The sequence below is a fragment of the Nitrospira sp. genome (assembly GCA_016788885.1).
Lineage (GTDB): Bacteria > Nitrospirota > Nitrospiria > Nitrospirales > Nitrospiraceae > Nitrospira_A.
The window spans coordinates 60,550-79,483 of sequence record JAEURX010000018.1 but is presented as its reverse complement, the minus strand read 5'-3'; the positions used below and the strand labels follow the sequence as shown (position 1 = coordinate 79,483).

The 18,934-nt window shown below is 55.9% G+C and carries 20 protein-coding genes and 1 pseudogene; 19 read left to right on the top strand and 2 right to left on the bottom strand.

Going from position 1 to position 18,934, the window contains the following annotated elements; genetic code table 11:
* Positions 1-3: 3 nt before the first annotated feature.
* From fliD to JNL86_05785, 4 genes are read left to right on the top strand one after another with little or no spacing between them, the layout of a single operon-like run.
* Positions 4-1,398 carry a flagellar filament capping protein FliD gene (gene fliD, locus JNL86_05800; GenBank protein MBL8042416.1) on the top strand — a complete coding sequence of 465 codons (1,395 nt, stop codon included), beginning with the start codon at positions 4-6 and terminating at the stop codon, positions 1,396-1,398.
* Positions 1,399-1,412: 14 nt separating this feature from the next.
* On the top strand, positions 1,413-1,805 hold the full coding sequence (gene fliS / locus JNL86_05795; protein ID MBL8042415.1) for a flagellar export chaperone FliS: 393 nt from the start codon (positions 1,413-1,415) through the stop codon (positions 1,803-1,805).
* A complete protein-coding gene (locus JNL86_05790; protein ID MBL8042414.1) occupies positions 1,792-2,136 on the top strand; it encodes a hypothetical protein in 345 nt (114 codons plus the stop codon). The genes fliS and JNL86_05790 overlap by 14 nt, the downstream gene beginning before the upstream one ends.
* 57 nt (positions 2,137-2,193) lie before the next feature.
* Positions 2,194-2,805 (top strand): PilZ domain-containing protein, encoded by a 612-nt coding sequence (locus tag JNL86_05785; GenBank protein ID MBL8042413.1) that lies wholly within the window; start codon positions 2,194-2,196, stop codon positions 2,803-2,805.
* Between the two features lie 19 nt (positions 2,806-2,824).
* On the opposite strand, the gene JNL86_05780 is transcribed toward JNL86_05785, so the two are convergent.
* Positions 2,825-3,772, bottom strand: a complete 948-nt coding sequence (locus JNL86_05780; protein ID MBL8042412.1) for a P-loop NTPase — start codon at positions 3,770-3,772, stop codon at positions 2,825-2,827.
* A gap of 196 nt (positions 3,773-3,968) precedes the next feature.
* Here JNL86_05780 and JNL86_05775 point away from each other — a divergent pair, with 196 nt between their 5' ends.
* The 9 genes from JNL86_05775 (at position 3,969) to JNL86_05735 (ending at position 12,686) form a co-directional block, all read left to right on the top strand.
* On the top strand, positions 3,969-4,199 hold the full coding sequence (locus tag JNL86_05775) for a helix-turn-helix domain-containing protein (GenBank protein MBL8042411.1): 231 nt from the start codon (positions 3,969-3,971) through the stop codon (positions 4,197-4,199).
* Positions 4,200-4,309: 110 nt separating this feature from the next.
* A complete protein-coding gene (locus JNL86_05770; GenBank protein MBL8042410.1) occupies positions 4,310-5,173 on the top strand; it encodes a protein-glutamate O-methyltransferase CheR in 864 nt (287 codons plus the stop codon).
* A 34-nt stretch (positions 5,174-5,207) separates the two neighbouring features.
* Positions 5,208-5,570 carry a chemotaxis response regulator CheY gene (locus JNL86_05765; GenBank protein ID MBL8042409.1) on the top strand — a complete coding sequence of 121 codons (363 nt, stop codon included), beginning with the start codon at positions 5,208-5,210 and terminating at the stop codon, positions 5,568-5,570.
* A gap of 26 nt (positions 5,571-5,596) precedes the next feature.
* Positions 5,597-6,247: a protein phosphatase CheZ gene (locus JNL86_05760; protein ID MBL8042408.1), complete on the top strand. Its 651-nt coding sequence runs from the start codon at positions 5,597-5,599 to the stop codon at positions 6,245-6,247.
* Between the two features lie 8 nt (positions 6,248-6,255).
* Positions 6,256-8,151 (top strand): chemotaxis protein CheA, encoded by a 1,896-nt coding sequence (locus JNL86_05755; GenBank protein ID MBL8042407.1) that lies wholly within the window; start codon positions 6,256-6,258, stop codon positions 8,149-8,151.
* Between the two features lie 87 nt (positions 8,152-8,238).
* Positions 8,239-9,222: a chemotaxis protein CheV gene (locus JNL86_05750; GenBank protein MBL8042406.1), complete on the top strand. Its 984-nt coding sequence runs from the start codon at positions 8,239-8,241 to the stop codon at positions 9,220-9,222.
* An 82-nt stretch (positions 9,223-9,304) separates the two neighbouring features.
* Complete coding sequence (locus tag JNL86_05745) at positions 9,305-10,402, top strand: chemotaxis response regulator protein-glutamate methylesterase (protein ID MBL8042405.1); 1,098 nt, start codon at positions 9,305-9,307, stop codon at positions 10,400-10,402.
* Positions 10,403-10,463: 61 nt separating this feature from the next.
* Positions 10,464-12,140, top strand: a complete 1,677-nt coding sequence (locus tag JNL86_05740) for a methyl-accepting chemotaxis protein (GenBank protein MBL8042404.1) — start codon at positions 10,464-10,466, stop codon at positions 12,138-12,140.
* A gap of 27 nt (positions 12,141-12,167) precedes the next feature.
* Positions 12,168-12,686 (top strand): chemotaxis protein CheW, encoded by a 519-nt coding sequence (locus tag JNL86_05735; protein MBL8042403.1) that lies wholly within the window; start codon positions 12,168-12,170, stop codon positions 12,684-12,686.
* Between the two features lie 56 nt (positions 12,687-12,742).
* Here JNL86_05735 and JNL86_05730 read toward each other — a convergent pair whose 3' ends face one another.
* Positions 12,743-12,985, bottom strand: coding sequence for a hypothetical protein (locus JNL86_05730; protein ID MBL8042402.1), 243 nt, complete (start codon positions 12,983-12,985; stop codon positions 12,743-12,745).
* A 139-nt stretch (positions 12,986-13,124) separates the two neighbouring features.
* Here JNL86_05730 and JNL86_05725 point away from each other — a divergent pair, with 139 nt between their 5' ends.
* The 6 genes and pseudogenes from JNL86_05725 (at position 13,125) to JNL86_05700 (ending at position 18,900) form a co-directional block, all read left to right on the top strand.
* Positions 13,125-13,895, top strand: coding sequence for a flagellar motor protein (locus JNL86_05725; protein ID MBL8042401.1), 771 nt, complete (start codon positions 13,125-13,127; stop codon positions 13,893-13,895).
* Between the two features lie 72 nt (positions 13,896-13,967).
* The gene (locus JNL86_05720; GenBank protein ID MBL8042400.1) at positions 13,968-14,747 is read left to right on the top strand and encodes an OmpA family protein; all 780 of its coding nucleotides are present in this window, start codon (positions 13,968-13,970) and stop codon (positions 14,745-14,747) included.
* Between the two features lie 142 nt (positions 14,748-14,889).
* Entirely contained in the window at positions 14,890-15,120 is a 231-nt protein-coding gene (locus JNL86_05715; GenBank protein MBL8042399.1) for an STAS domain-containing protein, read from the top strand.
* 535 nt (positions 15,121-15,655) lie between these two features.
* Positions 15,656-15,802, top strand: a pseudogene (locus JNL86_05710) (chemotaxis protein).
* A gap of 514 nt (positions 15,803-16,316) precedes the next feature.
* Positions 16,317-16,688 (top strand): response regulator, encoded by a 372-nt coding sequence (locus tag JNL86_05705; protein MBL8042398.1) that lies wholly within the window; start codon positions 16,317-16,319, stop codon positions 16,686-16,688.
* Positions 16,689-16,779: 91 nt separating this feature from the next.
* Entirely contained in the window at positions 16,780-18,900 is a 2,121-nt protein-coding gene (locus JNL86_05700) for a chemotaxis protein CheA (GenBank protein ID MBL8042397.1), read from the top strand.
* Positions 18,901-18,934: the final 34 nt, after the last annotated feature.

Sequence of the window (18,934 nt, the reverse complement as noted above, 5' to 3'; positions counted from 1 at the left end):
GTCATGGCGATCAGTTTCGGCGGGTTAGGCAATGGCGTGGACTTTGGCCAGGTCGTCACCGAGCTGGTTAAAGTCCAACGCGTGCCCATCGACGCGTTGAACACCAAGAAAAATAACCTGCAGACCAAACTGACCGACTACGGGACCCTGGGCACGAAGCTGCTCGCGTTGCAGAGCGCCGCGAACGCGCTTCGGTTGCCCAATAGCTTCGACCGCACGGCCACCACCGTCAGCGACGAGACCAAATTGACCGCCCAGGCCGGCGCCGGCGCGGCCCCCGGCAGTTATACGGTACAGGTCACTCAATTAGCCAAAGCGCATCAGATTACCAACAGCGCTGCCAAGGCGGTTGCCTCCACCACCACGGCGATCGTGTCCGGCGGCTCAGGCACCTTTACATTCAAAGTCGGAAGCGGTGCGAATCAAACCGTGACGCTCAATGATGGCGCCACACTTGACGACCTTCGTTCAGCCATTAACGATCTTGGAGCCGGTGTCACCGCCTCCGTGATCAATACCGGAACGACGGCAAGTCCGGCCTATCGCTTGACCCTCACCGCCGCTGCAACCGGCGCCGCCAATGCCGTGACGGTCGTCACGGATACCACGAGTTTAGACTTGACCAACGCGAGTGGATCCGGAGGCAGCAGTACGCTTCAAGCGGGCCAGAACGCTATTGTCGTCATCGGGGAACCGGATCAGACGACGATTTCCATTGAACGCGAAAGCAATGTGATCAGCGATGCCATTCCGGATGTCACGCTGACCCTGAAGTCCAAGACTGTCACGACACCCACACCGGAACCGGTCACGGTCAATGTCACCACCGACCCCGAGAGCGTCAAAAGCAATATCGCGGCTCTGGCGAGCGCTTACAACGATATTGTGAAGTTCGTCAATGAGCGAACGACGTATGATATCTCGACGAAGACCGGCGGGATTTTTTTCAATGAGAGTACGGCAAAAAATGTGCTGAGTCAGTTACGTACTGCGCTTTCCGGTAACGTCGCTGGACTCTTCACCTACACGACCTTGGGAGAGGTCGGGTTCAAGACAGAGCGCGATGGCACCGTCACGATCGACAATGCGAAGTTGGATACAGCATTGGCGAATAACTACAGCGCCACGAAGGCGCTGTTTATCACCCAACCGACATCCAGCGGCATTGCAGACCGGGTGGTCAAGGCCGTCGATTTTCTCGATGCCGTCGACACCGGTGCTTTTACGATCAGGAAGACGGCGATCACGAGCCAGATCAGCAAGCTCACCGACGAAATCGGCCGCAAGGAAGATATCGCGTCGCAATATGAAGAACGGCTGCGACTGCAATTCGCCTCACTTGATTCAACACTACAACAACTTCAAAGCCAAACCAACGCTCTCAAAGCATTACAATAACTCATAGGATTACTATGATCGTTGCTGCAGCCAATGCCTACCAACAAACGCAAGTCATGACCGCCAACCGGGTACAACTCATCGTGATGCTCTACGATTCTGCGATTCAATCGATGGAGCTCGCCCGGGAAGCCATTCTCACGAACAATTACAAGGATAAGGCCCGATTCCTCGACCGCGGCATGGCCATCGTCGGAGAGTTATCCAGCGTCCTGGATTTCGAGCGTGGCGGGGAGATCGCCGTGTCCCTGCACCGTCTGTACGACTATATGGTTCAGCAGTGCATCCAAGCCAATCTTCGGCACAATGGAAAACATCTCGACGGACCGATTCGCTGTCTGACAACTCTACGGGAAGGCTGGCAGGTCGTGGCAAGACAAGAAGCGGTGGCCCATGTCGGCAGCTAGTCCCTCCCATACCAGCTTACCTCACGATTATCGCTCCATCGAACTGCTTACCATCCAAGCGCTGGATGCGGCCCGGGCCGGCGACTGGGATCAAGTCGACGCCTGCTATCGTGCGCGTGGGATGAGTCTGGCCGCATGCACCCTCGACCGTACGTTCGCACAGCGACTTCTGATCATGGACGAAGAAGTTCGCACCGCTATTCTGGTTGCTCAAGCAGGGATCTCCGGCTTATTGGTGGAGGCGGCTCAGATCACACGACATCTGCACCGATTGCGCGAAAGTAACGGACAACTCGCCTCTGACCGTGTCACGATACATCGTGAAGCTTGAGGATCGTACGGCCAGCGCATCTGGCGTACCCGTTATCTTCCACCGTAGAGGTTTGGTATGACGCCCTCGCCCGACCGGCTGTTTCAACGCCCGCAGAACGACATCAAGAATGAAGATCGGCGGGAATGGTTACGCATCGACGATCGGCTGTTGCTCGAGTATCGACGAATCGATGAAACGGCAGATGCCATGAATGCGTACCTCCCGCCGGCTACGGAAGACACCATTGCCACCGCGGTCTCGAAGCCGACACTCGACCTGCTGATCCGTGGAGGGGAGACGTTTGCGGGTTCTCCGCTGTTGCCATGGGTATCGAAAATCGATTGGATGCTGGAGACCATTCTCAAATCGCTTGTCAAAAGTCATCCCGGCAGCGTGGCGATTGCCCGACTCACCGACGTCGACATCAGCGCCGGAGGAGTGGGCTTTCATACGCCTCGCCGATTCGAAGCGGATGACGTGCTGCTGCTCAAAGTGATCCTGCCGCCGTTCAGCATGATCGAAACCACCGCGCGCATCATCCGGGTCACACCGATGCAGAAGACTCCCGCCGAATTTCACGTCGCGACTCAATTCATCGAACTGGGAGGAGACGAACAGGAACTCATCATCCGGCATATCCTTCACGTCCAGGCCGAACGGCTACGGGCGAGAAAAGCTGCGATCTGAGTGCGGAGCAAAAACTCCTTCAGGAGGGAATGGGCATTTGCGCGACCTGTTCCGGGGCGGGGGAAGGCTCGGCAGGAGGAATTGCCTGACGCGCCATCGCCGCCAATAGGGCGTCGGCCGCCTGACTTAAGGCGAGGGCTGCGGGCGCGGTCGGCTCACATTCGACGACCGGCAAGAAACTACGGACCGCGCGTGTGACAGCCGGATCGTCCGGAATCTCTCCCAGTGTCGTCAGGTCACCACCAACATACTCCTGCAACAGTTTCTTCAAGTGCAAGACGTTGACGCGCGACTTGCCTGAGACGCGGTTGACGATCAGGTACGGTTGGAATCCTTGCAGGGTTCGACTCGCGACCTCCCGCGCATTGGGATCCGTCTCGGCGACGGCCTGAATCACTTCCTCGATGCTTGAGAAATCGCGTTCGGAGAGGGCTTCGCTCACGGCATCGCGCGACAGGAATGCCGAGAGGACTCGGCGAATGGCCGCAAGCTTGATGAAGCGGTAGAGATCGAGGACTGAGGTAGGGTCGGGAGTCGCCACAGTGACATAGTGATCGGCCATGAGAAAAAAGTCGAGCGCATGGTAACTGGTGCCAGCACCGATATCGACGACGATCACGTCTGCCTGCAATTGTGCGAAGTGGCGAATCAATCGCTTTTTCTTGGCATACGGCAGATTTGCCGTAGCCAGCGTATCTCCGGTCCCTGGCAGCAATTGCAGAAAGGGGTGCGCCGAAATTGGTTGGAGCACTTCGTCCAGCCGCTCCACACGGCGATCGATAAAGTCGGTCAGCGTGCGGGGAGGATTCAGCATCCCGAACAGGATATGCGCGTCGGCACCTCCCACGTCGAGATCGGCGAGAACGACTCGCTTGCCTCGTTTTGCCAGTAACATGGATAAATTAGCGGCGAGAATGCTTTTTCCAACCCCGCCTTTTCCTGAGCCGATCGAGACAATCGTAGCCATCCAGGTTGCTCTCTTACCGTTGGTTAAGGATCTTGTTCACGCGGTCTGCCATTCGGATTACACGTCTGCGCGGAATGGGACTAGAGGCCGGAGTCTCTCTCGCCCAATGGCCTCACCTCATGATGCCTATTTAACCCCATCGTATAAAAACCGGCAACTAAAGTTTGAGACGGCGCACACCGATACCATATCCGTTATGAACGACACTATCGCCACAGCAACCAGAACAAACCTTGACAGTGTATTGCCTTCGGAAGGCGAGATTCTCACCGTCTCGGAAGTGGCGCACTTCCTGCGCGTTCCGAAGTCCACGGTGTATAAGCTCGCGCGCCTCGGTGAATTGCCGGCTTCAAAAATCGGAAAGCATTGGCGGTTTCTCCGGCGCGACATTCACGAATGGATGCACAGCCGGACGCAGCACAACTGATCTCTCCGAGGGACAGGCGGTCCGGCATACGGGAATTGATTCGTCGTCGAGGCCTGAGACCGGCCTGACGGATTCGCTTATCACGACCCAGGGTTCAGACGAGGTTATCGATGACCGACAGCAATGCCGTAAGAAAGACAGAGTTGCCCGTCCCGAAACTCGTACCCGACACCTTCAAACAACTTCGCGATCTCATCTACGAAAAGACCGGCATCCACTTTCAGGACAACAAAACGTATCTCCTCGAGAGCCGGCTCCTGCCGCGACTGAAGGCCTGTCGGTGTCAGACCTTCGAAAGTTATCTGAATTTTCTGCGCTTCGATGCCTACCGTGACCGTGAGGTCACCGAACTCTATACGGTGATCACCACCAATGAGACGTATTTCTTCCGCGACGAAGCCCAGCTGGACAGCTTTATGAAGGTGATGATCCCCGAAGTGATGAAAACCAATGCGGGCACGAAACAGATTCGTATCTGGAGCGCCGCCTGCTCGACCGGGGACGAACCCTATACCCTTGCGCTGCTGCTTCGCGACTATCCGCCGCTTGCCGGGTGGACTATCGATATTCTGGCGACCGACATCAGTGAAAATGTCCTGAACATCGCACGGACGGCCACCTATTCATCCCATTCGTTGCGCAAAGTTCCTCCGGCACTGCTCGCGCGCTATTTCACCGGGAAAAAGGAAGAACACACGCTGGTCCAGCCGGTGAAGGACATGGTGCGCTTCATGAACGTGAATCTCTACGACCGTCCGCGGTTAAAACTGGTACGAGGCATTGATATCATTTTCTGCCGCAATTGCCTCATCTATTTCGACGAAAAAGCCAAGGCCCAAATCGTGTCAGATCTTCGAGACGCATTGCGTCCGAAGGGGTATCTGATGATCGGATTTTCAGAAACCTTGCACGACACATCCGGCCTTTTCAAAACCATTCATGCAGGCCGATCCGTTATTCATGAGAAACAGTAAGTAAGGAGGATATCGCATGCCAGCCGATCCAAATATGAAAATTCTTGTCGTCGATGACATGTCCACGATGCGTCGCATCGTGAAGAACATTCTGAAGCAACTCGGCTTCAACAATCTGGAGGAAGCCGAAAACGGCCAGGACGCGCTCACCAAGTTGCATGCCGATACGTATGGCTTTGTGGTGTCGGACTGGAATATGCCCGTGATGATGGGGATCGACATGCTGCGCGCCATTCGCGCCGATGAAAAGTTGAAAAAGATTCCGGTGCTGATGGTCACGGCCGAAGCGCAAAAGGAAAACCTCATGGAAGCCGTTCAGGCCGGTGTCAGCAACTACGTCGTCAAGCCGTTCACCGCAGAGACGATGCAAGACAAAATCAACAAAATCTTCAAGTAATCGCCTCTTAACCGGTGAGGGTGACGATGACACAACCACGCGTGGCGGCAAAGGCGCAAGAGGTCGTGGAAGACAGCGAGCAGACGGAGAAGGCACCTGACAGCAAGCTCTATGAAGAGCTCGGTGAGCTTGCCCGTTTTATCGACACGACGATGAAGACGCTGTCCGAATTCAGTACGCCGGTCAGCACGTCGACCGAACAGTTGCCTCAGGCCCTAACCCATCTGACGAATCTCAAGACCATGACCGAGCAGGGGACGCACGAGGTCATGCGTCAGGTAGAAGCGATTCAGGATCATCATCTCAAGCTCGAGGTGATGTTAAAGGATCTGACCCAAGCGCTTCAGAAGCAGCAGACGAGTCCGGAGATACTGCAGCAGGTTCAGAATATCGGAGAGGCGATCGGCGCCGACGACAAACGGCTGCTCGCTATCATGACGGCGCTCTCCTTCCAGGACCTCGTCGCGCAAAGTGTCAACAAACTCGTGACCATTCTACAGGAAGTCGAACATAAGCTGCTTCAACTGGTCGTCGTCTTCGGTCCGTACCAGAAGCAGGCAGCGAAACAGAGCCAGGACAAGGCGAGCGAAATGCTGAAGCAGTTGGAAGCGACCAAGAATACCTCCATGGATCAAGATCTCGCCGACGAGATTTTGAAGCAATTCGGTTTTAACTGAGGTGGGCTATGAGCGATGAAATGCAGGAAATACTCAACGACTTTTTGACCGAATCCAACGAGATGCTGGAGGTCCTTGATCAGCGTTTTGTCACGCTGGAATCCGACCCAACCAATACCGATCTGCTCAATGAAATCTTTCGTGCGATGCACAGCATGAAGGGATCCGCCGGGTTTCTCGGTTTCAACAACCTCGTGGACGTAGCCCATCGCGGCGAAAACATTCTGAACAAACTTCGTCAGGGTGAAATGGCCGTCAACCCGGCCATCATCAGCATCATTCTTGAAACCATCGACGTCATTAAGGCGATCATGGCCGACATTCGGGAATCAGGCACCGACAGTCATGTCCCCACGGGGGCAATTGCGGCAAAGCTCGACGATATTCTGAACGGCACCACGCCTGTTTCGGCGCCGACGGCCGCGCCTGCAGAACCTGTGGCTGCTCCAAAGGTCGAAGCCCTGTCGCCGGCGGCTCCGCCCGCAGCCCCGGTCGCCCCGCCGCAGACACTGGGCGAAATTTTGGTCACAGACGGATTGGCATCTAAGGAACAGGTCCTCGATGCGTTGACCGCGCAACAGCATCAACCGGAGCCCAAGACGCCACTGGGCGAAATTTTGCTCCAAGCCAAAGCGATTACCGAGCGCGCCCTGGATCAAGCGCTGCACAAACAAGAAAAACAGCCGAAACCAGTTGAAGAGGATGCCACCATCCGCGTGGAGACCAAACGGCTCGACAGCGTGATGAATCTGGTCGGGGAGCTGGTCTTGGGGCGGAACCGTCTGATCAAGATCGGCACGCAATTGGAGCAACAGCATGAATCCGATCCCCAGGTGCGCGTCCTGAGCGAAACCCTCGCGCAACTCAACTTGGTGACGACCGATCTGCAGTTGGCCGTGATGAAGACCCGCATGCTTCCGATCAAAAAAGTATTCGCCAAGTTGCCTCGCATGGTGCGGGATCTGTCCCAGAAACTCAACAAACAGGTCCATTTGGAAATGCGCGGCGAAGAAACAGAGCTCGATAAATCCGTCGCCGACGAGATCGGTGATCCGCTCGTGCACCTGGTACGTAATGCGATCGACCATGGGATCGAAACTCCGGCCGAGCGCCAGGCGAAAGGGAAGGCGGGAGAAGGCCAACTGACCATTGCCGCAAGTCAGGAAGGCAACAGCATCGTCATTCGGATCAACGACGACGGGCGCGGCATTCAGGTTGAAAAGATCAAAGAAAAGGCGTTGGCCAAAGGCCTGATCAGCGAAGCTGAACTCGCAACGATGGAGCATCGCGAAATTCTCAATCTGATCTTCCTGCCGGGATTCAGCACGGCCGAAAAAGTGACAGATGTATCAGGCCGGGGCGTCGGCATGGATGTGGTCCGTACGAACATCCGAAAAATCAACGGCAGCGTGGATCTGGAGTCCGAGCCGGGCAAGGGGAGTCAGATCATCATCAAGCTGCCGCTGACGATCGCCATCATTCAGGCCTTGATGGTGGAAGTCGAGCGTTCGATTTTCGCCATTCCATTGAGCACCGTCATCGAAGCCGTTCGCATCTCGCGCTCCGAGATCAAAACGATCAATGGACGCGAAGTGTTACACCTGCGCGACCGCGTGCTGCCGCTCATTCGTTTGGCACAGGAGTTTGATATCCCGACGGATTCCAATCGCGAGCGGTTTTACGTGGTCGTCGCAGCGTTGGGAGATCGCCGGGTGGGGGTGGTCGTCGATGAGCTTCGATCCCAGGAGGAAGTGGTGATCAAGTCGATCTGGGATTATCTGGAAACCGTCAAAGGCGTATCAGGCGCCACAATCACCGGCGAAGGCAAGGTGGTACTGATTTTGGATACCTCGGAGTTGGTTCAAAATGCGCAAGCTTGGCACAACCCGGGTATCGCCGCCTGACACAAGGAGTGCGCGTCAGGGCGTGGCATCAGAATACGGGTGTTCAAGAAAAATAGATGAACAGGTATCCGCGAGATCGGAGGAAGTATGTCCACACTGATCAATGAAATTGATGCCAGGACTAGGCTGGCCGGCGCAAATCAGATGGAGTTGCTGCTGTTCAAACTCGGCACGAATGAAATATTCGGCATCAATGTGTTCAAAGTGCGTGAGGTGATGAAACTGCCGGAGCTCACCCAGATTCCGGAAGCCGATAGCCGCATTGTCGGCATGGCCAATATCCGGGGAATCATGGTCCCCGTCGTCGGCCTCAAGCGTAGTTTGGGGTTAGGAGTGGAAACGGATGGGCAGGGAAATGGAACTCCCGGGGGAAACCCATACCTCATCGTCTCCGAATACAACGGCAGCTTGCAGGGATTTCTTGTGGCCGGCGTGGATCGCATTATCCGGTTCTCTTGGTCCGCGATTAAGACACCACCGGCCATTGTTCGGGAGAACAACAAAGGCGCCGTGACCGCCGTCACGATGCTGGAAGATGGACGGATGGTCCTGATCCTCGATGTGGAAAAAGTTCTGAACGATATCTGCCCTCGCACGGACGACGATGTCTTCGCGGGCATGACGATCGCGCCGGAGTTGAGATCGAAGTGCGTCTTGTTTGCCGACGATTCGTCCGTGGCTCGAATGCAGATTCGCAAGGCCTTGGACCGCCTCTCCATGTCCTATGTGATCGCCACGACCGGCGGGGAAGCCTGGCAAAAGCTGCAGGCCCTGGCTGATCAGGCGACGGCTGAGGGCAAAGAAAAGGTGGATCAGATCCAATGCATTCTGAGTGATATCGAAATGCCCGAGATGGACGGCTTCACGCTGACCAAGCATATCCGGGCCGACCCGAGGCTGGCGCATTTGCCGGTCATGCTTCACTCGTCCCTGACAGGAGCCTGCAATATGGAAAAGGGACGGACGGTCGGCGCAACGGACTATATCACGAAGTTTGACGCGAAAATGCTGGGCGAGAAACTGGCGCTCTATATTCAGCAACCCAATCACCAGGGGAAAAAAGCCGCCTAAGTATCAGCGGCGGACGCCTTCGTGACGGTGACGGCTGATTCAAGCTTTTGCACCGGACAGCCGATGTATCGGTAAAGACCCTATGGCACTCCCACTCACACAGCCGCAGAGCGTCGCGAACCCGGTTCGCGTGTTGGTCGTGGACGATTCCGCCTTCATGCGCAAAAGCCTCACCACAATGTTGGAAGAGGGGAAGCAGATTCAGGTGGTTGGCGTGGCGCGCAACGGCGAGGAAGCCGTCCAGCAGGTTCAACAGCTCAAGCCCGACGTGGTCACGATGGATGTCGAGATGCCCGGGATGACTGGGCTCCAGGCGCTTCAGCAGATCATGGCCAAGAATCCCGTCCCGGTCATCATGGTGAGCTCCGTGACGGTGGAAGGCGCACAGGAGACATTGCAGGCGTTGGAGTGGGGTGCGGTTGATTTCATCCCCAAACAATTGGACGGCGTGGCCTCGAAAATCGCTGAAATCCAAAAAATCCTGGTTCCCAAGGTTCTTGCCGCCAGATATGCGGGCAGCAAACTGAAACGGCTCACTGTCACCGGAGCACCGAAGCTCTCGGTGCCCGTGGCCAAGGCGTTGAGCAGTCGATCCGTCTCCGTGACTCGCGGCACCAAACTGATCGCGATTGGATGTTCCACCGGTGGACCGCAAGCGCTTTTTGAAATCATTCCGACCATTCCCGCCGATTGTCCGGCCGGAATCGTTATCGTGCAACACATGCCGAGCTCGTTCACCAAACCGTTCGCCGAACGCTTGAACAATCTGTGTGCCTTAGAAGTGCGGGAGGCAGTTGACGGCGATGAGGTGAAACCGGGACGGGTGTTGGTGGCTCCAGGCGGCATGCAGTTCCGGGTCGTGAAGAAAACTATCACGACATCGGTGGTCAAATTGGCACCCAATTACGAAAAGCATGCTCATGCGCCCTCCGTCGATATCATGCTGCAATCCGTGGCCGCATTGTTTGGGGAACGGAGCATCGGAGTGATTTTGACGGGCATGGGACATGACGGACTGGATGGCATGAAGGCCATCAAGGCAGTAGGAGGTCGAACCGTGGCGCAGGACGAAGCATCGAGTGTCGTCTACGGCATGCCGAAGGCTGTTGTTGAGGCAGGCTGTGCAGAGAAAGTGGTGTCGTTGTCAAAAGTCATCGGCGAAATCATGAATATGGTGTGAGAGGAACTCGTCAAGTCAACCGTTCACGCATGAAAGGGTAAGAGGAGGAGTTATGGGGAGCATGATGAAGCACATGTCTATCGGGCCGAAGTTCATTTTATCCATCTCGTTGGTGGCTTTAGTCGTCATTTCGATCGGCCTCGCTGTCCTGTACCAGCAGGAAGAAACCAAGATGGACACGATGTTGACCGGGCGTGCGAACGTCGTGGCCACCCAAATCATGATCAGCCGCGCGTACATCACGCAAAACTATGTTGCAAAGGTGAAGAAATCCAAAGCCGGCAATGAGATCCAGGTGGTCAAAGACCATACGGCTGTAGCGGATGCAATCCCATTCCCTGCAACGGCCGTTCGTGAAATGGGCGAAGAGGCGAATCGCACCGGACTGTACAACGTTCGGCTCATCAGCCAAAACCCGATGAATCCGTCCAATTCACCGAAAGACAACTTCGAGAATGAAGCCATCCGGGCGATCATGGCGGGAGCCGAATCGTATGCACGCCGGGACGAACTAAACGGGGTACCGACGTTCCGGCGCGCCACGGTGGATAAGGCCACCTCCAGCGCGTGTCTGAGCTGCCATACCAGTAACCAGGTCGGCGATGTCCTGGGTATGTTGAGCATGTCCGTGCCGATGACCGAGGCTATTGTGCTCTCAAATCGTTCGATGTGGCAAACGGGCGGCTTAATGGGCGCCATCGTCGCGATCATTCTTGTCGTGACCTATCTGCTGCTCCGAAACATTGTCTTGCAGCCGATGGCGAAAATGAGCGAGATCTCCCGCGATATCGCCAAGGGTGAAGGCGATCTCACCAAGCGTGTGCCGGCTGATGGCCACGACGAAATCGCACAGATGGGCCAATACTTCAACGAGTTCATCGAGAAGTTGCAGCACATGATCAAGAAAGTGGCCCACGTGACGGACAAGGTTGCCTCTGCCTCGGTCGAATTGTCGGCTACCGCCGAAGAGATTTCGAAAGGCACCGATACCTTGACGTCGCGTGCATCACAAACCGCTGCCGCGGTGGAAGAGATGAACGCCACGGTCGGTCAGGTTGCGCAGAATTCCGGGAAGGCCGCCAGCCTGGCGCAAGACACGGTCAAGACCGCGCAAGAAGGTGGAACGGTGGTGTCGAGCACCATTTCCGGCATGCAACAGTTGTCCGAAGCGGTGTCGAACTCGGCGACCATCATCTCCGATCTGGGCAAGTCGTCCGATCAAATCGGCGAAATCGTCCGCACGATCGAAGATATCGCCGACCAGACCAACCTGCTGGCTTTGAACGCCGCGATCGAAGCGGCACGAGCCGGCGAACAAGGACGTGGATTCGCCGTCGTGGCTGATGAAGTCCGGAAGCTCGCAGAGCGGACGACCAAAGCTACGAAGGAAATCGGCGATATGATCCGCCAGATCCAACAGGATACGCGGGGAGCCGTCGATTCGATGCAGCAGGGCACACAGAAAGTGACGGCAGGTGTGGATCTGGTCAATAAGACCGGTGAAGCCCTTTCCCAGATTGTGCGGATGGTCTCGGAAAGCGCCGATATGATCCGGCAGATTGCTGTGGCCTCCGAAGAACAATCGGTTGCGACACAACAGATTGCCAGCGACATCGAAAATGTCGCGAAGGTCACGAAAGAGTCTTCGTCCGGGGCGCATGAATCGGCGAAGGCCAGTCAGGACCTGAGTCAGTTGGCAGTCGAATTGCAGGGAATCGTGGGTGGATTCAAGCTGTAAGCAGCCAACCACGAGAAGGAGCCCAGCATGAGTGCGACTGAACAGCAAGTGCAATCTCACATCCAGGCGGCCGCAGACAACCCTGCGGACCGTCTGGCCGAGAAGTCCGCCGACGATCTGCTGCAGTTCGTGATCTGCTTGATCGGCAGTGAAGAATTCGCGGTGGATGTCTTGAGCGTGCAGGAGATCAACCGGATCGTGGAGGTGACGCGAGTCCCCAAGACTCCGCCCTACGTAGAAGGGGTCATTAATTTGAGGGGCCGCATCATTCCCGTGCTGGATCTACGTAAGCTCTTCGGCCTCACCGGCGCACAACAAACCACCCAGACCCGAATCGTGGTGGTGTCGGTGCAGGCACGATTGGTCGGGCTGATCGTGGATTCGGTGGAAGAAGTGCTGCGTGTACCCAAAAGCGCGATTGAGCCGCCGCCTTCCGTCGGCACCATGGCTGGCGCGGAATTTACCCAGGGAGTAGGCCGTATCAATGACCGGCTTCTGATCTTGGTAGATCTGAGTCGGCTACTCCTAGCTCGGGAAGCAGCTTAAGCAAGAGGGAAGGGCCATCATGGCCGGCCTTCTCCAAGGGGAGTGAGCGGTACGGGTTAGGACTGGTTCGGATCAGAAGAATCGGGCAGGGAGGGGCCTCGACGATTCCGTGCGTCGAGGACCCGTTCCAGCAACTGAATCGACTCTGCCAGAACGTCCGACGCGCAATTTAGAGTGACATGAAATTGTTGCATGGCTTCGGTCCAACGACCTTCCTTCTGCAAGACCTGAAACTTTCGGTGTTGCTCATCGAGGATGGCTTGTTTGGCATCGAGCATCAAGCTATCGGCAGGACCCACAAGAGCACCTCCAGGCAAGACGTTTGTGACAGGCTGCACGCTATCAAAATCATTTCGAGGGGCGCAATCCCACCATTCCGACTTGGTACAGGTACTTTTGGGGAACGCCGACAGCCCAGGGCATCGAGGTAACTGAACCGTGGATATCGCCACAATACTCGGCATTGTCGTCGCCCTTGGGTCGATCATCGGCGGTCAAGCGCTGGAAGGCGGGCATCTCAGCTCCATTCTTCAGTTGACGGCCTTCATCATCGTTGCGGGTGGAACCCTTGGGGCCTGTTGCGTGCAAAACCCTCTTTCTGTCGTGATCAAAGCACTGACGGGCGCCACCCTCGTCATTACCAATCCCCCGCATGACGTCAAGGGCACAATCACGCAGATTCTCGATCTGGCCAATGTCGCGCGGAAACAAGGGCTACTTGCACTGGAGGGAAAGATCAAGGACCTGCATGACCCTTTTTTCAAGAAGGGCATTCAACTGATTGTGGATGGCACCGACCCCAAGCTGCTCCAGGAAATCCTGGAGATCGAGGTTGAACATCACGAGGAAGAAGGCGTTCATGCTGCGAAGGTTTGGGAGGCCGCCGGTGGCTACGCGCCAACGGTCGGTATTCTCGGCGCCGTCCTTGGTCTGATCCACGTGATGGAAAACCTGGCCGATCCCTCGAAACTGGGCGGCGGGATTGCGGTAGCCTTCGTCGCCACCGTCTACGGCGTCGGCTTGGCTAACCTATTTTTTCTCCCCATTGCCAACAAGATGAAGTTCAAGTTGAAGGAAGAGGCCGGTTTGCGCACGATGGTGATTATGGGGCTTGTCGGACTGGCTCAAGGCGAAAACCCCAGGCTGTTACAGGAAAAACTCGAAAGCTTCCTCCCTCCGCACGAACGCACCAAGGACGACAAGAAATGACGCGGTATGTCGCCTTGTGCCTCGACACACCAACGGCTTACGACTGACGGATGACGTGTATCGGCTGATGCCATGGCGAAGAAGAAACACGAAGAACACGAGAACCATGAACGCTGGTTGGTGTCCTATGCGGATTTTATCACGCTGCTGTTCGCATTCTTTGTGGTGATGTATTCGGTCTCCTCGGTAAACGAAGGAAAATATCGAACCGTCAGTGACTCCATTAAAGCCGCCTTGAATCCAGTCAACAGTACTCCCACCAGCCGTCTCCCGTTTGCGGTAGGCGACGCAAAGCCAAAAATGATCAACACCGACATGGCAAGTGCCAATGAGCCGGTCATTCGACGGATGAAAGAGATTCTGAAGAAAATTCACCCCTCACTGGCTCTCGAGATGCCGGATATCAAAATCGTGGAAACCGGCAACGGCACCATCATGATTTCCTTGCCTGAATCCATTCTGTTTGCCAGCGGTGAGGCTCGTGTTCGGCCCGAGGCATTACCCTTTCTGAAATCTCTTGCGCAGATTCTGATCGAAATGGATCGCCATGTCCGGATCCTTGGCCATACGGATAATGTCCCGATCCGAACGGCTCAATTCCCATCGAACTGGGAACTGTCGGCCGTGCGCGCAGTGATGGTGGTCCGAATCTTCTCAGAGCTGTACGAAGTACCCATCACCCATCTATCTGCCACGGGATTTGCCGATTCGAAACCGGTTGCCACGAACGATACGCCGGAAGGGCGGACCAAAAACCGACGGGTAGAAATCATCATTCTGGAAAAAACCCTTACGGAAGAGACCCTCGATTCTATGCTGCCTGGGGCACCGCCTCCGGCGATGCCTTTTTGAGCCGACTGGTCGGCAGCCATCTGGGCAGATCAGCCTCTCCAGATGGGTCTTACGGACACACCCTTACGTGTAAAGAAACGTATGCAACAGACCGATACAGCGTTACGCCAGCAAGCGTGCGTCTTCTGAAAGGAACCTGTGTATGACTGTGAAACCGGCTGGTGATCTGACGATATTTGAGGTCGGGGCACTTTGCGAGGATTTGAAGCAGGCAAGCACCGCCAATCCTCAGGTGGAGCTGGACCTCTCCGAAGTCGATAAGCTTGACGCATCGGCAATTCAATTATTGATTGCCATGCGACAATCGGAGCATTTCGTGTTGACAGGCATCACTGATTCCATGCGAGCCCGAATGGCCGAGTTGGGCGCATAATTTCTGACCTCATGCGTACGTACGGAAAAAGGCACCAATGATTCTCGACTGGTTGTACGTAATTTGTGCGTTCTGTCTCGGCGGCTATCTGTCCTGGGCTTGGTGTCGACGACAACACCCCTCGAATAACACCGAGGTTCGCTCCGCACAGGACGTCATGCTCAAGGAACACGCTGAGCACAACGCGCTTTGGGTAGAACTCGGGCATTCGATGATCCCACTCGTGACCGTGCTCAATGCGCAAATGAAGAGCGTCATTCATCAAACCGAAGAAGCCGCGACCGATCTCGGCCAACGATTCGGCATGATCGCCGCTCGAGCCACTGCTCAAGGCAAGGAGTTCATGACGCTGTACGGCGGCGCCGGCGGCGAACTCAATCTGGACACCGTCCTCAAAACCACCGACACCATGCTCGAAGGGTTTGTCAGTGACGTCATGAAGTCGTCGGAAATGGCTCTGAATGTCGCCACCATCATGGATGAGGTTGAACGCAGTACGAAGGCCATCACCGGCATGATCGGCGAGATCGAGTTCATTGCCGACCAGACGCGGTTGCTCGCACTCAATGCCGCGATCGAAGCCGCTCGAGCGGGAGAGCATGGTCGCGGATTCGCCGTCGTGGCGGATGAAGTCACGAAACTGGCAAACCGGTCTGGCCAAGCCGCCAGTAGCATCAACAGCATGGTGAAGGATGTGCAGAAAAGCACCAGCCATGCCATGCGCACGGTTGAGAGCCTCGCCTCGGTAGATCTCAGCAAGACACTCTCGATTAAACATCGTCTCGACCAGATGACCCACGGCCTTGCGGAACGTAATAAAACGCTCCAGTTCGCCATCATGAACTCAAAAGCGCACGCCGACGAACTCGCACAGGATGTCGGCAAAATCATCATGGCGTTGCAGTTCCAAGACATCACCAGACAAAAACTTGAACATGTCATTGAGCCTCTCACGCACGTACGTGAACTGATGGACGCGCTGATTCAAGGTCATTCCCGCGACCGTGTTGCAGACAAGCTGGATATGCTCGCGAATCTCGACAAAACCTACACCATGGAAGAGGAGCGAGTCCTGTTTCATCAGTCCACGAATGGGCAGTTTGCGCCAACGACGCAGGCCGCTGCCCCAGCAGACGATGCGAATGTCACCCTGTTTTAAGTAACGCCGGATCATCAGAGTAATTAAGGAGTGCGTCATGCCGAAAACAGTCTTGGTTGTCGACGATTCCCCCACGATGCGACAGATGGTGGCTTTTACACTGAGTAGCGCCGGCTACCAGGTTGTGGAGGCCGGCAACGGCAAGGAGGCCGTCGGCAAAGTCAATGGCGGCACGAAGCCGGATCTTGTCGTCACTGACTTGAACATGCCTGAAATGGACGGCATTTCGCTAATCAAGGAAATTCGGAAAATGCCGGCTCTGAAGTTCACACCGATCCTCATGCTGACCACGGAAGCCTCCGATGACAAAAAGAAAGCAGGGCAGGCGGCTGGCGCCACGGGCTGGATCGTGAAGCCGTTCAACCCCGAGCAGATGATGGCGGTGATCAAGAAAGTGTTACCCGGCTGAGCGGACATCGTCGAGGCGAATCGTGACATTGATGCAACGACACGCAAACATCGACTGACGCGCGACGCACGAAGACCGACGCGGAGAGACCATGAGCACTGACCTTTCCCATTTTAAAGATGCCTTCTTTGAGGAATCGCAGGAACACCTGACGACCATCGAGGAGGGATTGCTCCAGCTCGAACAACGTCCGGGGGACATCGACCTTCTCAACCGAATCTTCCGCGGTGCGCATTCCATCAAGGGCAACAGCGGCATGTTCGGCTTCACAGCCGTCTCCCAGTTTACGCACAAAATGGAGTCGGTTCTGGATCAACTCCGCAGCAGCCAGATGGTCGTGACCGTGGAAGTCACCGATCTGTTGCTGCAATCACTTGATTGCCTCAAGACGCTGATCGATTGCGCCAAATCCGGCGAGGCGCCGAACGATGCAGTGGTGTCCGGCCTGGGGGCCCGTCTCGAAGCCTGTCAGAGCGGAGCGTCTGCAGTAAAGCAGGAGGCTGCCCCAGCCGCACTGAATCCATCACACACCAAGGGCGACCACCACTTTACACTCACATGGGTTCCCCCGCGTTACCTGTTTCAGCGTGGGCTCGACCCCACTCAGTTCATCAAAGAACTGGGAGAGCTCGGTTCCGTGACCAGCGTGACACTCGACGCCAGCCGATTGCCGGCCTTCAAAGATCTCGATCCCGAACAATGCTACTTGGGCTGGACGATCGAACTGGATACGGCCAAAGATCTCAAAGTCATCGAGGCCGTGTTTGATTTTGTTCGGGAAGACAGTACCTTGACGATTGTCGATCGCCAGGTGGCACCGACACCATCCCTTCCGTCGGATGGAGTCAAGCCCTTGGGTGAAATCCTCGTCGAAACCGGCGTGGTGTCACAAACGGAACTCAATCAAGCCCTGTCTCAACAGAAGCGAGTCGGCGAAATCCTGATCGAACAACATATTGCCACGCCGAAACAAATCTCCGACGCGCTGAAACTTCAATCGGAAGGCACTCCGCCGACGAAGAAGGCGGAGACTCCGTCGATCCGTGTAGACACCGTCAAGATTGATCGGTTGATCAATCTGGTGGGCGAACTCGTCATTACGCAGTCCATGCTCAGTGATCTGGGTTCCCGATTCGAGATGAGCCAGCTGCCCGTCCTGCTGGAACGCGTGGCGCAGCTCGAGCGTAACACGCGCGAGATTCAAGAACGTGTGATGGGCATTCGTATGGTTCCGATCGGAAATGCCTTTAGCCGCTTCCCGCGTCTTGTCCGCGATCTCTCCGGTAAAGCCGGTAAGAAGATTCATTTGATTCTGTCCGGCGAGGAAACCGAGCTGGATAAGACCGTGATCGAGTCCATCGGCGATCCATTGACGCACCTCGTGCGCAACTCCGCGGATCATGGTCTCGAACCACCGACCGAACGCATCGCGGCCGGCAAACCTGAGCAGGGCATCATTCGCCTTAATGCCTTCCACGAGGGCGGCAATATCTGCATCACCGTGGAGGACGATGGGCGAGGTCTCAATCGAGACAAGATTCTGGCCAAAGGCATCAAACAAGGACTGATCGCAGAATCCGACAAGCTGTCGGATGAGCAGATCTGGATGCTCATTTTCAAACCTGGATTCTCGACCGCAGAAAAAGTCACGGACGTATCCGGCCGCGGGGTCGGAATGGATGTGGTGAAACGTAACATCGAGGGGCTCGGCGGCACGGTCAGCATTAAAACCATGGCCGGCAAGGGCACCACCTTTACACTCAAGCTTCCGCTGACACTAGCGATTATCGAAGGCATGACGGTTCGAGTCGGCAAGGACACGTACATCGTTCCGTTGCTGTCGATACTCGAATCGATCCAGCCCAAGCGTGAGATGATCAAGACGCTCGTCGGCAAAGGGGAGCTGGTGAACGTGCGCGGCACCTATCTGCCGCTCATGCGACTCTACGAAGTCTTCCGGTTAGAACCAGAGCTCTCAGATCCTACCAAGGCGATTCTGTTGATTCTGGAAACGGAGGGCGAACGCGTCGCCGTGATGGTCGACGAGATTCTCGGACAGCAGCAAGTAGTGATCAAGAGCATGGAGCAAAACTTTCGAAAGATCGAAGGCGTCGCCGGGGCCACCATTCTGGGCGACGGCACGGTCGGGTTCATTCTGGATGTCCGCGGGTTGCTCAATATTTCTCGAAAGGGTACGGCCAAGGCGGCGTAAACCACACATTCTCAAACGATTGAGGCGGCGATTT

Bases quoted from the DNA above. Each gene is read 5' to 3' on its own strand.
- fliD (MBL8042416.1), top strand. From the start codon at position 4: ATGGCGATCAGTTTCGGCGGGTTAGGCAATGGCGTGGACTTTGGCCAG.
- fliS (MBL8042415.1), top strand. From the start codon at position 1,413: ATGATCGTTGCTGCAGCCAATGCCTACCAACAAACGCAAGTCATGACC.
- JNL86_05790 (MBL8042414.1), top strand. From the start codon at position 1,792: ATGTCGGCAGCTAGTCCCTCCCATACCAGCTTACCTCACGATTATCGC.
- JNL86_05785 (MBL8042413.1), top strand. From the start codon at position 2,194: ATGACGCCCTCGCCCGACCGGCTGTTTCAACGCCCGCAGAACGACATC.
- JNL86_05780 (MBL8042412.1), bottom strand. From the start codon at position 3,772: ATGGCTACGATTGTCTCGATCGGCTCAGGAAAAGGCGGGGTTGGAAAA.
- JNL86_05775 (MBL8042411.1), top strand. From the start codon at position 3,969: ATGAACGACACTATCGCCACAGCAACCAGAACAAACCTTGACAGTGTA.
- JNL86_05770 (MBL8042410.1), top strand. From the start codon at position 4,310: ATGACCGACAGCAATGCCGTAAGAAAGACAGAGTTGCCCGTCCCGAAA.
- JNL86_05765 (MBL8042409.1), top strand. From the start codon at position 5,208: ATGAAAATTCTTGTCGTCGATGACATGTCCACGATGCGTCGCATCGTG.
- JNL86_05760 (MBL8042408.1), top strand. From the start codon at position 5,597: ATGACACAACCACGCGTGGCGGCAAAGGCGCAAGAGGTCGTGGAAGAC.
- JNL86_05755 (MBL8042407.1), top strand. From the start codon at position 6,256: ATGAGCGATGAAATGCAGGAAATACTCAACGACTTTTTGACCGAATCC.
- JNL86_05750 (MBL8042406.1), top strand. From the start codon at position 8,239: ATGTCCACACTGATCAATGAAATTGATGCCAGGACTAGGCTGGCCGGC.
- JNL86_05745 (MBL8042405.1), top strand. From the start codon at position 9,305: ATGGCACTCCCACTCACACAGCCGCAGAGCGTCGCGAACCCGGTTCGC.
- JNL86_05740 (MBL8042404.1), top strand. From the start codon at position 10,464: ATGATGAAGCACATGTCTATCGGGCCGAAGTTCATTTTATCCATCTCG.
- JNL86_05735 (MBL8042403.1), top strand. From the start codon at position 12,168: ATGAGTGCGACTGAACAGCAAGTGCAATCTCACATCCAGGCGGCCGCA.
- JNL86_05720 (MBL8042400.1), top strand. From the start codon at position 13,968: ATGGCGAAGAAGAAACACGAAGAACACGAGAACCATGAACGCTGGTTG.
- JNL86_05715 (MBL8042399.1), top strand. From the start codon at position 14,890: ATGACTGTGAAACCGGCTGGTGATCTGACGATATTTGAGGTCGGGGCA.
- JNL86_05705 (MBL8042398.1), top strand. From the start codon at position 16,317: ATGCCGAAAACAGTCTTGGTTGTCGACGATTCCCCCACGATGCGACAG.
- JNL86_05700 (MBL8042397.1), top strand. From the start codon at position 16,780: ATGAGCACTGACCTTTCCCATTTTAAAGATGCCTTCTTTGAGGAATCG.